At 36.8% G+C, this 13307-nt stretch carries 11 protein-coding genes; 6 read left to right on the plus strand and 5 right to left on the minus strand.

The window, feature by feature from the left end; all coding sequences use genetic code 11:
* Positions 1-14 precede the first annotated feature (14 nt).
* A complete protein-coding gene (locus ACQKP0_RS09165; protein ID WP_427405522.1) occupies positions 15-134 on the minus strand; it encodes a DUF4177 domain-containing protein in 120 nt (39 codons plus the stop codon).
* Between the two features lie 84 nt (positions 135-218).
* The gene (locus ACQKP0_RS09170) at positions 219-335 is read right to left on the minus strand and encodes a YjcZ family sporulation protein (protein ID WP_427405523.1); all 117 of its coding nucleotides are present in this window, start codon (positions 333-335) and stop codon (positions 219-221) included.
* A gap of 365 nt (positions 336-700) precedes the next feature.
* Here ACQKP0_RS09170 and ACQKP0_RS09175 point away from each other — a divergent pair, with 365 nt between their 5' ends.
* The 6 genes from ACQKP0_RS09175 (at position 701) to ACQKP0_RS09200 (ending at position 8560) form a co-directional block, all read left to right on the plus strand.
* Positions 701-1936 (plus strand): YHYH domain-containing protein, encoded by a 1236-nt coding sequence (locus ACQKP0_RS09175; RefSeq protein ID WP_427405524.1) that lies wholly within the window; start codon positions 701-703, stop codon positions 1934-1936.
* A 295-nt stretch (positions 1937-2231) separates the two neighbouring features.
* On the plus strand, positions 2232-3830 hold the full coding sequence (gene malX / locus ACQKP0_RS09180; protein ID WP_427405525.1) for a maltose/glucose-specific PTS transporter subunit IIBC: 1599 nt from the start codon (positions 2232-2234) through the stop codon (positions 3828-3830).
* A 93-nt stretch (positions 3831-3923) separates the two neighbouring features.
* Positions 3924-5111, plus strand: a complete 1188-nt coding sequence (locus tag ACQKP0_RS09185) for a MalY/PatB family protein (RefSeq protein WP_427405526.1) — start codon at positions 3924-3926, stop codon at positions 5109-5111.
* 65 nt (positions 5112-5176) lie between these two features.
* Complete coding sequence (locus tag ACQKP0_RS09190) at positions 5177-5953, plus strand: MurR/RpiR family transcriptional regulator (RefSeq protein WP_427405527.1); 777 nt, start codon at positions 5177-5179, stop codon at positions 5951-5953.
* Positions 5954-6425: 472 nt separating this feature from the next.
* On the plus strand, positions 6426-7307 hold the full coding sequence (locus ACQKP0_RS09195) for a CPBP family intramembrane glutamic endopeptidase (protein ID WP_427405528.1): 882 nt from the start codon (positions 6426-6428) through the stop codon (positions 7305-7307).
* A 305-nt stretch (positions 7308-7612) separates the two neighbouring features.
* Entirely contained in the window at positions 7613-8560 is a 948-nt protein-coding gene (locus tag ACQKP0_RS09200) for an Rpn family recombination-promoting nuclease/putative transposase (RefSeq protein ID WP_427405529.1), read from the plus strand.
* A 550-nt stretch (positions 8561-9110) separates the two neighbouring features.
* On the opposite strand, the gene abaF is transcribed toward ACQKP0_RS09200, so the two are convergent.
* The 3 genes from abaF to dapA are packed head-to-tail and all read right to left on the minus strand — an operon-like array spanning position 9111 to position 12818.
* Positions 9111-10418 (minus strand): fosfomycin efflux MFS transporter AbaF, encoded by a 1308-nt coding sequence (abaF, locus tag ACQKP0_RS09205; RefSeq protein WP_427405530.1) that lies wholly within the window; start codon positions 10416-10418, stop codon positions 9111-9113.
* A 32-nt stretch (positions 10419-10450) separates the two neighbouring features.
* A complete protein-coding gene (locus tag ACQKP0_RS09210; RefSeq protein ID WP_427405531.1) occupies positions 10451-11935 on the minus strand; it encodes an aldehyde dehydrogenase in 1485 nt (494 codons plus the stop codon).
* 16 nt (positions 11936-11951) lie between these two features.
* Positions 11952-12818 carry a 4-hydroxy-tetrahydrodipicolinate synthase gene (gene dapA, locus ACQKP0_RS09215; protein WP_427405532.1) on the minus strand — a complete coding sequence of 289 codons (867 nt, stop codon included), beginning with the start codon at positions 12816-12818 and terminating at the stop codon, positions 11952-11954.
* Between the last annotated feature and the right edge of the window lie 489 nt (positions 12819-13307).

Raw genomic sequence — 13307 nt, forward strand, 5'->3', positions numbered from 1 at the left:
ATAAAGACAACCCATTACGAGTTAATGGGTCTCTCAAAAATTAATTCAAAATAGGAAGCTGTTCCTATACCAATTGTAGCTATTTCAGGAGCAACTAATTGTACAAATCTCCAACCATCACTTAATCTATGCATTAAAGAGAAAAAAGAAGCGTCTATGTACGCTTCAAATGAAAATGAGGTTAATATCTTTTTAGTTGATTCTTCCCATTAAAAAGTTTAGTAGTATCCTCTCATAAATGATGCTCCAACAATAATTAAAAGTATGAAGAGAACAACAATTAAAGCGAATGGATTACGATGATGATGGTGTTCATGTTCATGTTCAAATCCCATTGAGTATCACCACCTTTACTTAGTGTCCTTAAATAATATGTAAGAATCATATTTTTTGAAATGGACAAGGGTGGAAATTTAATATATTAATTATTTTTTTGTACGAATATACTAGATAGTTATTTATTCAAGAAAAGGGAGTAAATCTGGAATAATAACTGCGCTTTCTTTTATTAAAGAATTTATGGTTTCAGTCGTTTTATTTATTCATGGAGTTTATGCATAATAATAAACTTATTAAATAAAAATTGAAAAACGACCCTTTGTCTGAATATATGAAAAACTCTCCTGGTTATAGATTAGCATATATGGTATGATTTTCTTATAATTCAAATACTTAGTATGCATCTTGTCGCATCATACAAATGTCTAAACTACTAATAAACAACCAAGGAGTCAATATGAAAAAATTTTTCGTAACTTTTAGTTCATTACTAATTATCCTATCATTTTCAGTAAGGGATGCTTTAGCACATCCGGGAAGAACGGATAGTAACGGTGGACATACTTGTTGGACAAATTGTGCGAAATGGGGATTAAAAACAGGAGAATACCATTTTCATAACGGGGGTGGTTCAGGTGGAGGTTCTAGTTCAAGAACTTCTACTCAAGCACCAAGATATAGTCAAGCAGATGTTGATAGAGGAAGAAAATCTGGCCAAAACAATGGATATGAGGATGGTTACAATCGATCGAGTAGAAATCCTAATACAGATAATGAGAATGAAGGATACCAAAAGGGTTATAAAGCTGGATACGAGGCAGGTTACAATGAGGGGCTTAAAAAAGTTAAAGAAGAAGATATCCTAGCGGGAGCAAAATCGGGGAAAAGTGATGGGAAAAGAGCTTATCAAAACGGAGAGAAAAAAGAAGTTTCTCCTAATGATTCAAAATCCGACGAATGGAATAAAGCCTATAGAGCTGCTTTTATAAAAGCATTTGACCGCGAAAAGGTACTCGATGATACTAAACATGCTGGATACGATTTAGGATATTCTTTAGCGAAAAAAGTGGTTCCTAATCGAATTTCCAACGACAAAGAACTAAAAAAGCTATTTGAAAAGCATTATAAAATAGGCTTTGAAAAAAGGATAGAAGAAGAACATGAGGCACATCAAAAACTTGGATTTGAGGATGGCTATGTGATAGCAGTTCTATCAGTTGATTCCCTCGATAAAAGATTCGAAGATTCTTATAAAAAGGGTTACGATGAAGGGAAAACGAAACGAAAAGAAGAAGTTTATGCAGAAGGACATCAATCTGCTTATAAAAATATGGATTATCAAGAACCTGATTCGTATGATAATGAAGTATTAGTTGAATGGTATAAAAAAGGATATGAATCAAATAACATCGCTAAACAGATTAAAAATACTGCATTTGAAAATGGTCATATGAATTCCAAGTACTTTATCCCTAAAGAATTTAAAGTTGATGATGATTCTATCGCCTTGTATGATAAGCTATTTGAAGAAGGCAAACAACTAAGAAAACAAGAAACTAAGACAAAAATGATGTACGCTTCTGGTATTGGAATACCATTCGTTGGTATTGCAGTTGGTGGTTACCTCTTTAGAAAACGGAAAAAGAAGAATAAGTAGTGTTTTCACTTATTAACTGAAGGCTATAGTTGAATTTGCATATTGAATAGAGAGGAGAGCAATTCACTGTTTTATGGTGAAATGCTCTCCTTTTTTATTTACCTCCTTACCTAAACTACAAGGAATAAAGTAATATAATTAGTGTTGAATTTATAGATGAAGATCGGCAACGAGTCCATTTTGTACCCACCATACAAAAAATGTACCTATTTACAATAATGGTGAAAGCGGTTGCTAAAATAGACGATGAAGGCGTAAAGTGTAAATAAATTCAAATTATTGTGGAGGTTTAGAGATGAAAACAAAGGTCCGATCAACTTCTAAAGGATGGGAGTTTTTTCAGGGGCTAGGGAAGACGTTTATGCTGCCTGTTGCTCTTCTTGCCTTTATGGGTTTATTGCTTGGAATTGGTAGTTCTTTTACTAGTCCAACAACGATTGAAAATCTTCCTTTTTTAGATCATAAGGTTATACAAGTTATTCTCCGATTTATTTCTACGATCGGTGGATTTGCATTTACCTATTTACCATTGCTTTTTGCGATGGCGATACCGCTTGGGCTTGCTCGATATGAAAAAGGGGTAGCGGCATTTTCTGGTCTTATCGGTTATATTATTATGCATTTATCGATTAATTTCTATTTGGTTGAAACGGGTAAAATTGCTGCCGCGGATGTGATGAGACAAGAAGGCCAGGGAATGGTTCTTGGGATTCAAAGTCTCGAGATGGGAGTGTTAGGAGGAATTATTGCTGGACTTATCGTTTATCTCCTTCATCAACGTTTTCATAATGTAAAGCTGCCACAGGCATTTGCTTTCTTTGGGGGAGCAAGATTCGTCCCGATTATTACGGCGATTACTTTATCGATTGTCGGTATAATCATTCCAATGATATGGCCATTCTTTACGATGATTATTAATGGAATTGGCTCCACGATCAAAGGAGCAGGTGTATTCGGTCCATTTTTATTTGGAGCAGGGGAAAGATTGCTTCTGCCATTTGGACTTCATCATATCTTAGTGGCGATGATTCGTTTTACAGAAGCGGGTGGAACTGCTGTTGTTAATGGTGAAACGGTTTCTGGTGCACTCAATATTTTTTATGCAGAGCTAAAAAGTGGTTCACCTATTACAGGTTCTGCAACAGCTTTCCTTTCGCAAGGGAAGATGCCAACATTTATGTTTGGTTTGCCAGCTGTAGCATTAGCTATCTACCATACGGCGAAACCGGAAAATCGTAAAAAAATTAAAGGACTTCTTATTTCAGGTGTCATCGCTACATTTGTAACAGGGATTACAGAACCTATTGAGTTCTTGTTCTTATTCCTTGCACCTGCATTATATGGGATCCATGTTGTACTTACCGGACTTGGATTTATGGTCATGGCATTACTAGGTGCGAAAATAGGAAATACGGATGGAGGCATCTTAGATTTTCTAATTTTCGGTGTCCTGCAAGGTACATATACGAAATGGTATTTAGTACTGATCGTTGGAGTAATTTGGTTTGCAATCTACTATACTGTATTCCGATTTGCGATTACAAAATTTAATTTAAAAACACCAGGTAGAGAAGATAATGAGACAGAAGAAGATAGCACTCAATCAAATGATAATAGTGGAAAAGCGCAATCAAATGGTCAAGCAGTTCAATTATTAGGGGCATTAGGTGGTTCAGAGAATATTCAATCCTTGGATAATTGTATTACTAGACTTAGATTAGTAGTTGATAATATGGAAAAAATAGATGAACAAGCATTAAAGAAGAATGGAGCATTAGGTGTCATTAAATTAGATAATCATAATCTTCAAGTGGTCATTGGAACTCAAGTCAGCCATGTACGGGTAGAAATAGCCAAACTCATGGAATCTGAAGGATATAAAATAAGTGGATGAGACCTGCTCATCCTCTCTTTTTCCTCCTTAAGGCGGTTTTTCATAATGAAAGAAAAAAGCTTTATTTAAAAAGTGTAAAAAATGAGGGATATCATGCATAGTCAATTTGATCAAAGGATCAATCGAATGGGAACCTATTGTACACAATGGGATTATATTAAGGATCGATTTGGGGTAAACGATTTATTACCGTTTTCCATTTCAGATATGGATTTTCAAAGTCCGCCTGAAATTTTAAAAGCGCTCAAGGAACGTACTGATCATGGGGTCTTTGGATATACGAGGTGGAACCATACAGACTATAAATCTTCTATTACATATTGGTACGAGACGCGTTTTTCCTCCAAAATAGAAATGGATTGGATTGTATATAGCCCAAGTGTGATTTATTCAATCGCGAGACTAATTGAAATTTTAACATCAGAATCAGATCATATTGTTATGCAAACCCCAGCATATGATGCTTTTTTTCCATTAGTTAGTGAAATGAAACGAAAACTTGTGACCAATCCACTTCTTTATAAAGACGGAAGGTATGAAATAGATTTTTCCGATTTGGAACAAAAGCTATCCAATCCGAAGGCGAAAGTATTATTACTGTGTAATCCACATAATCCTACGGGAAGGCTTTGGACAAAACAAGAGTTAAAAAGAATCGTAGATTTATGTAATCAGTATGGGGTCAAAGTTATTTCAGACGATATCCATATGGATATAACCTACAATAATCGGACGTATATTCCGCTTACTAGTGTGACAGATGATGTGCAAAATATATTTATTTGTTCATCAGCTAGTAAAACCTTTAACACACCTGGCTTAGGTGGTTCTTATTCGATTATTCCAAATGAAGAAATAAGAGAACGATTTTTGCAGTTATTAAAGTATCGAGATGGGCTATCTAGTGCCAATATTTTTGGTGAGATCGCTGTCATGGAGGCGTATCGACACGCAGGATATTGGGTTGATGAGTTATGTTCCTATCTGTATAATAATATGAAAATAATCAAGGAATATATCGATCAGGAGTTGCCAACTCTACATTTTACCATCCCAGAATCTACTTATTTAGCATGGATTGATTGTACAGGGCTGCTTAAAACGCAAAAAGAGCTTCAACAAGCACTTGTGAATATAGGTAAAGTTGGGATTATGCCAGGTGATGTATATGGAGAGGATCGAGGAGTTTTTCTGCGGATGAATATTGGATGTCCGCAATCAAAGCTCCTAGAAGGTCTAGACCGTTTGAAACGCTCTATTCTTTCGTTATCTAACTCCTAATAGGATAGTGGTAGAATCATAGAAGCGTCCTTGATCATGAAAAGGTGATGAACATGCAGTCCCTGATGAAGAGGTTAGTACAGCAACGAGAAACGTTAAGCCAGCTTGAAAAGCAAGTTCTCGACTATTTCATTCGTTATCCAGAACGGTTAGTTTCATTGAAATTGGAAGATGCAGCAAAAGAAATGTATGTTTCGACTGCAACCATTAGTCGTACATGTAAAAGGCTCGGATTTCAAGGCTTCCAAGATTTCAAACTTCAGCTTCACCTATACATACGTGATGAGGATCAATCGAAAAATCAAGGACTTTCAGCCTCACTATCCTCTTATGTGAAACGTTATGAAAAGGATGTTCAAGAGGTGTTACAGCGAATCGATGAGAATAAATTGAAACAAGGCGCCTCCATGCTCGAACAAGCAAGACAAGTCGAGTGGTTTGGAGTCGGCCATTCCTTTTCCGTTTGCTGGGATGCATCGAAAAAGCTTTTAATGTTAGGAAAAAGCAGCATGGCTCGAATGGATTGGGACGACTTGCGATGTGCCGCACAGAACTTAACAAAGGATGACCTGGCCATTTTTGTTTCCTATAGCGGAGAAACCCTCAACATTTTAGAATATGCACATATCGTCAAAAATCAAGGAACTCCGATACTATCACTCGTCGGAACCAAATCCAACCGCCTAACCGAACTATCCGACCTAGTCCTCTACACACCCATCGAACACTGCTACTTCAACGGTGTAGACATGTGCTCACGAGCACCATTTCAGATTTATTTGGATATGTTGGTGTTGGAGTATGGGACACGGGGTCAGGTCCTGTGTCCCACAAATCCTTAATGAAATACATTTTTATAGATACTTTTTAGGATCGGGAAACATAAAATAATAGCTTTGTTAATAATATCAAAGACTCAAACTACACGTTTGAGTCTTTTGTCTTTAATCTTCATCGTCATCCCTAGACCAAGCAGGTCTTCCAAACCCATCATCCTCATTTATTGAATACAAAGGCTTTCCAAATCGTTTTTTTTATTTGTTTTTCCTCATAACAAGAAGGAGTCCTGTAATATTCCTTCTCGTTATCTAGGTCAATTTGTGATTGTGACCAACCGTAATGATTAGTTTCTTCATCCTTAATATTGGGGGATGTGTGAGAATAGTAATATTCAACTTTAGTTAGCCAGTTTCTAGAACACATAAATAAAAAAATATTTTTTATAATTATGCTTTGTTCCCAATTTATCTTCCTGTAAAATTATTGGAAAGACCATCTAGGTGGTTAATAAAAAATTTTAGGGGTATACAAAATATGGAGACAAAAAGTAAGATACGTGTAACTGGAAGTTTTATTTTAAAATTAGTGATCTCTTTCATTTTAATGGTCGTTTTAACCGGTATCCTGTCAATTCCAGCCATTATTTATGTTTTTGCGACTTCTAGTGTTCCATTAGAATCCATTTCTAGTCTGGAATTCGATGAGCCTGTTGCCGGATTATTATCTGGGGCAGCATCTTTTTTCGGGGTGCTTTTAACGGTTCTAATCATGACGAAATTTAAGAAACAATCCATGAGGAATATGGGGTGGGCTGATTTTTGGAAAAATAAAAGGGAGCTAGCTTTTGGATTGATTCTCGGAATTGCTTCAATTACAGCTATTTTCCTTATTTTGTGGGCTACGGGGCAGATTTATTTTGAGAAAAATGCACATATAAACTTTTCATGGTCTATATTCATTGGTTTTATCACGTTCATTTTTGTGGCATTGAACGAGGAATTATTTTTCCGGGGATATATTATATCGATTTTAAAACCAACTCATTCCAAGATCACCATTTATATCGTTTCAGCAGTAGTTTTTAGCTGTGCCCATCTTTTGAATGACGACGTAAAAATCTTAGGCTTAGCGAATATCGTATTGATTGGATTACTATTTGCCTATATGTTTATAAAAACTAACCGTTTATGGATGCCTGTTGGGTACCATTTAACATGGAACTTCTTTCAAGGGAATGTGTGGGGATTTCAGGTAAGCGGGATCAATACCAATAGCATTTTTCAGCCGAAAATTCATAACACGATATTAACAGGTGGAGGATTTGGTCCGGAAGCGGGGATTTTAACAACGGTAGTTATTGTAGGTGGATTTTTTGTGACAAGGTGGTTTTTAGGTGCGAAATCGGTGAGTATTTAGAAGGAAAATAGCTCTAGTTAATAAAGGCACTTCATCGAAACAAAATTATCATGCCATCTTAATAGTCCAATTATTATTCTAAATTTACCTTCAATATTAAATTCATAACTAATAGCCACTTGGAATATACAAATGGCTATTTTAGCTAGGTTGATTGTTCAATTATCATTTATTCATATTAAAAGATTGTATTTTACATTCATGGGGATGTAGATATAAGTGGAAATTATTATCTGAATACTCTGTTATATTTTTCAGGAATATAATATAATAGAGTAAAGTAAAATGAAAGGGATGAATACATTTTGCCGGACTACGATCGACTTTGGAAAGAAGTCATCACAGAACTCTTCGAAGATTTCCTCTTATTTTTTGCCCCTGAACTCTATGAACATATTGATTTTTCAAAACCGCCTTTATCACTAGAACAGGAACTTAACCATATTTATCCAAAAGCAGATTCAAAGGATCGAGAGATAGACAAATTAGTAGCTGTACAATTGAAAAACGGAGATGAAAAGTGGATACTTGTACATGTAGAGGTACAAGGAAAACGAGATGGTGATTTTTCAGAAAGAATGTTCCAATATTTCTATCGGGTATTCGATAAATATAATAAAAAGCTTTATACACTCGCACTATATACAGATGATTCCCCAACATTTTGCCCCAACACTTATAATTATTCGTTTTTTGGCACAGAATTAGCATATACTTTTAATACATACAAGATTTTACAACAAGAAGAAAATGAATTGCTCCAATCGAATAATCCTTTTGCGCTTGCCATACTCGCAGGGTTATATGTGTTAAAAGCGAAGCGCAAGCAAAACAATAAATATCGTTATAAAATAACATTAATGAAAATGCTCTTAAAAGAGGTAGGAATACCGAGAGAAAAAGCCCATAAGCTTCTTATCTTTATAGACCACATCATTGAATTGCCAGAAGAACAAACTGAACAGCTTGTAATAGAAATATCCCCATTCATCGAAAAGGAGGACTTAACGATGGCGTTAACTATGGATGATACATCATTTGCTCGTTATTATAAGAAAATTGGAAGGGAAGAGGGCAGAGAAGAAGGAAGAGAAGAAGGAAGAGAAGAGGGTAGAGAAAAAGGGATAGCCGAAGGAAGAAAAGAAGAAAAAAAAGAAACAGCTCGAAAAATGCTAGAAATGGGAATCGGTCTGGATGTAATAGAAAAAGTGACTGGACTAAATAGGGATGAGATAGAAAATTTAAATAGGTAGAGGCGCTGGGGCGGTTCTCTCGTCCCATTTTTTCACTTTCAATTGGGACAATGTACCAGACCCTATGTCCCATCCCCACTCATCGAAAAGGAGGACTTAACGATGGCGTTAACTATGGACGATACATCATTTGCTCGTTATTATAAGAAAATTGGTAGGGAAGAGGGAAGAGAAGAAGGGATAGCTGAAGGAAGAAAATAAGAAAAAAGAGAAACAGCCCGAAAAATGCTAGAAATGGGAATCGGTCTGGATGTAATAGAAAAAGCGACTGGACTTAATAGGGAGGAGATAGGAAATTTAAATAAGTAGGGGTGCTAGGTCGGTTCTCTCGTCCCATTTTTTTACTTTCAATTGGGACAATGTACCAGACCCTATGTCCCACCAAATAATACCCCTCCTGAAATATGAGAAAAAAATGGCCTTTTAGAGACATACTATCCCAAGAGGCCATTCTTATAAAACTTTATTTAAATCAACAGTTATGAAGCTTTTGGATATGCTGACTGGCATCAGCCTTACTCAAACGAATATGTAAGGTTGACGAAAATATTTACCCTGCTTTCTTAAAAGTGAGTGATTTTCCTTTTGTTTCTTTTACTACCATTATACTTGAAATAGAAATTATACTTGATAGTACTAAATAAATTGAAATTGGGATAGAGCTATTAAAAGTTTTTAGGAGACTTAATGAAATTAATGGAGCCAATGAGCCCGCTAAAATTGGTGCTACTTGATAGCATAAAGACAAAGCCGTATATCTGATATGAGTAGGAAATAATTCTGTCATTAATGCTGAGTATGGTGAATACGTCATCGATTGAATGAATAAACCAATAGTAATTGCAGACATGATTATCCAATCATTTCCTGTATCCATCATTGGAAACCCAATAAATCCCCAAAACGCAGTTAAAATGGCTCCTGTAATATAGATTGGCTTACGTCCCCAAACATCACTTAAGTGTCCCATTATTGGAATAAAGAAAAAGTGAATAGCGTGGGCACCAAACATTAATAATAAAATTTGTGTAGTATCTTTATTGACCACAAGTTTTAAATAACTAATGGAGAAAGTTACAACCATATAGTATAAGATGTTTTCTGCAAAACGAGCTCCAATACCAGCAATAATAGCTTTTTTATGGTATTTAAACACTTCTATAATACCTAAATGTTGTTTTTCTAATTGGGCTTGTTTTTCTTGTGCCTCTTTGAAAATAGGTGCATCATCTACACTTTTACGGATCCAAAGACCAATTAGTACTACAACTGCAGAGAACCAAAATGCTACGCGCCAACCCCAATCCATAAATTGCTCGGGGCTTAAGCTTTTAGATAAAATTAAGAGGATAATTGTTGCAATTAAATTACCCAATGGTACGCCTGCCTGCGGCCAACTTGCCCAATAACCACGTCTATCATTAGGACTATGCTCTGATACTAAAATAACAGCACCTCCCCATTCTCCTCCGAAAGCAAAACCTTGAATTAAACGTAAAGTAACGAGTAAGATAGGAGCCCAATAACCAATACTATTGAATGTTGGAATACATCCCATTAAGAAGGTCGTAATTCCAACGATAATTAAACTAAGCTGTAATAATTTTTTACGCCCAATTTTATCACCATAATGACCAAATACAATCCCACCAATAGGTCTAGCTAAAAAGCCTACCGCATAGAGAGCAAATGCGGCTAGGATGCCGTCGATAACGCTTCCAGTTTGTTGGAAAAATAATTCTCCGAAAACTAGAGCAGAAGCGGTACCATATAAGAAAAACTCATACCATTCAGCTACAGATCCAATCATAGATGCAGCAACAACTTTTTTTAGCAGCTTATTATCTGTTTTCACCATATTTACTCCTCCAAAAAAGTAAATTTAGATTATTATGAATTAACGTACCAGATCACTTTTGTTTGCACATATTGTTCAAAAGCTTCTAAGCCATTGTCTTTGCCACCGAAGCCAGATTGTTTAAAGCCACCAAATGGGGTGGTGATATCGCCCTCACTAAAGCCATTCACAGAAACTGTACCAGCTTTAATGGCACGTGCCACGCGCATCGTACGCTGTACATTTTGGCTATAAAAAGAAGCAGCCAATCCGTAAGAGGTGTTATTGGCAAGGGCGATTGCTTCTTCTTCGGTTTTGAAAGTGCTAACCGCTAAAATAGGACCAAAGACTTCGTTTTGGAACAAGGTCATGTTGGCAGTCACATTGTCAAAAATAGTGGGTTCGATGTACCAGCCACTGCCCACATCACTGAGAATTTTACCGCCAGTAACTAACCGACCACCTTCTTGAGGCGTAATGTCTAAGAACGATTTCACTTTAATAAAGTGTGCTTCTTCAACCATGGGGCCGATTGCAACTGACTCATCCATGGGGTTACCCACTTTCCAGCTGGTTAATCCGGATTTTAATTTTTCCAATAAGTTGTCTTTGATGGATTCGTGCACGATTAAACGTGAACCGCAACTACAGTTTTCACTCATGTTCCAGAAGGCGGCAGATAGAATATGCGGAACAGCCGCATCTAAATCAGCATCTTCAAAAACCACTTGTGGGCTTTTGCCACCGCACTCTAAGACAATTTCTTTGAGGTTACTTTCTGCTGAGTACTTCAAGAAATACCTACCCACTTCAGTTGAACCCGTGAATGAGACAATGTCCACATCCATGTGCCGACCCAATGGTTCTCCTACTTTTTCTCCCAAACCACACACCAAGCTTAAAGCACCTTTTGGTACACCTGCTTCATAAGCAAGTTCAATCATACGGAAAGCGCTAAGTGAAGTTAATTCAGCAGGTTTCACAATCACGGAATTACCAGCGGCTAAAGCGGGTGCCACTTTCCAAGCAAACATTTGTGCTGGGAAGTTCCAAGGTAACACCGCACCAACCACGCCAATGGGTTCAGTGATAATCAAGCCCAATGCATCGTTACCCGTAGGAGCGACTTTGCCAAAGAGTTTATCAATGGCTTCGGCATACCAATAAAATGTATCGATGGTTGCTGGTATGTCAGTATTCAAACATTCGGTAATGGGTTTACCAGCATCAACGCAATCCAAGGCGGCCAATTCTTCGCTGTGTTCTTTTAGCAATTGTCCCCAGCGAATCATCACTTTTTTGCGCTCACTGGGGGATAATTGACTCCAAATACCTGCTTCAAATGAGTCTCTGGCTACCTTAACAGCAGCATCAACATCCCGTGCATCGCCATCGGCAATATAGCCAATTAAACTGTTGTCGATTGGGGTGAAGTTTTCTAATTTGCCAGCTGCTCTCGTAAAACCATCAATTAAATTGCCTGCCCATAGTTTGCCTTCTTTGGCAAGGGAAAAAACTTGTTCTTTTTTTACGGTCATTTGTCTCTCCTCCAGATTATTTTTTAAAGAAAGCCAAGAATTCTGCTTTTTCTTCTTCTGATAAATCAGATAAAGGTAGGCGTACCATACCGACTTCGATTTCACCTTTCAGGCAGCCTAGTTTGGCTTTTTGGTTATAGTTGCCGGACTCCATTGAGTAAATAGTAGGGTAGATAGCGCGCATGATTTGTCGAGCTTTGTCCCAGTCACCAGCTTGCGCAGCATTGAACATGGCGACTTGTTCTTCTGGGAACACATTACCTGCACCAGCAATCCAGCTTTTTGCACCCCAGAAGAAAAAGTCCACGGGTTGATCATCACAACCACAAATTACTTCAAAATTCTCAAATGGGGTTTGTAGCAAGCGTAAAGCGCGGCTAAAGTCACCACTGCTTTCTTTAATACCGACAATATTGGGATTTTTCGCCAAATACACCACGGTGTCGTATTCAATTTCAATGCCAATACGAGCAGGAAAGTTGTACATGATAATGGGTAAATCGGTTGCCGCTGCCACAGTTTCGTAATGGGCAATCACACCAATTTGGTCGGGCAGGCTATAAGAAGTGGGTGCTAACATCAAGCCTTCATAGCCCAAAGCTTTGGCTTGTTTAGCGCGGTTAACCGCCCCTTCGGTTGATAAATCATTGATACCGGCAATCAAAGTTATGTGACCTTTGGCGACTTCTGCTACGGTTTTTAAAACGCTTTCACGTTCTGCTTCGTTTAAGGCGTAATATTCGCCAGTGGTGCCACAAACCACCAAGCCATTTACGCCTTTATTGATAAAGGCTTTAGTTAATTGTTTTAAGGTTTCTACATCCAAGCTTTTATCGCTTTTAAAAGGGGTAACCAAAGGAACCAAAATGCCATGAAAATTCATCTTCATTCTCCTCAAATTATTAATTTTTTTTAGTAATAGATTACTTGATTAAAAATTTTAAATTGAAGTCATACTTCAATTATTTATGATGTTAGCACACAGAATCTTCGTTGTAAATTGAATTTTTAGAATATTTTTTTTAAAAAAAATCCTTCCCTTCTTGATTTGTAATTAATTACTATTTAAGTGTCACTTCATTTCGAAATTTAATGGGATTATTTATTTATCCAAAACAATATTGATCAATTGTTTGTAGTCAACATATCCACGATTAAAAATATAAAGAGCACTTGGATAAATCTAAATAAATTCGTCCATTTGTGTACGATAGGCGTGTTTAGCTGGTAACAGAACAACTCTATCTGGTACCGTCAAATCTTTAGTTACAACCACTCGTAAGTGAATTTACTAAATTTCTGTTCAGCGATTACTTTTAATAGTTCATTAATTGTGGTTTTTGTGTTAGTTTTATCCATGCATACTCCTTTT

It is taken from the genome of Heyndrickxia sp. NPDC080065, from assembly GCF_050281185.1.
Classification (GTDB): domain Bacteria; phylum Bacillota; class Bacilli; order Bacillales; family Bacillaceae_C; genus Heyndrickxia.

What these genes read in the sequence shown, in the direction of transcription:
- ACQKP0_RS09165 (WP_427405522.1), bottom strand. Translation starts at nt 134, where the DNA reads ATGCATAGATTAAGTGATGGTTGGAGATTTGTACAATTAGTTGCTCCT.
- ACQKP0_RS09170 (WP_427405523.1), bottom strand. Translation starts at nt 335, where the DNA reads ATGGGATTTGAACATGAACATGAACACCATCATCATCGTAATCCATTC.
- ACQKP0_RS09175 (WP_427405524.1), top strand. Translation starts at nt 701, where the DNA reads ATGTCTAAACTACTAATAAACAACCAAGGAGTCAATATGAAAAAATTT.
- malX (WP_427405525.1), top strand. Translation starts at nt 2,232, where the DNA reads ATGAAAACAAAGGTCCGATCAACTTCTAAAGGATGGGAGTTTTTTCAG.
- ACQKP0_RS09185 (WP_427405526.1), top strand. Translation starts at nt 3,924, where the DNA reads ATGCATAGTCAATTTGATCAAAGGATCAATCGAATGGGAACCTATTGT.
- ACQKP0_RS09190 (WP_427405527.1), top strand. Translation starts at nt 5,177, where the DNA reads ATGAAGAGGTTAGTACAGCAACGAGAAACGTTAAGCCAGCTTGAAAAG.
- ACQKP0_RS09195 (WP_427405528.1), top strand. Translation starts at nt 6,426, where the DNA reads ATGGAGACAAAAAGTAAGATACGTGTAACTGGAAGTTTTATTTTAAAA.
- abaF (WP_427405530.1), bottom strand. Translation starts at nt 10,418, where the DNA reads ATGGTGAAAACAGATAATAAGCTGCTAAAAAAAGTTGTTGCTGCATCT.
- ACQKP0_RS09210 (WP_427405531.1), bottom strand. Translation starts at nt 11,935, where the DNA reads ATGACCGTAAAAAAAGAACAAGTTTTTTCCCTTGCCAAAGAAGGCAAA.
- dapA (WP_427405532.1), bottom strand. Translation starts at nt 12,818, where the DNA reads ATGAATTTTCATGGCATTTTGGTTCCTTTGGTTACCCCTTTTAAAAGC.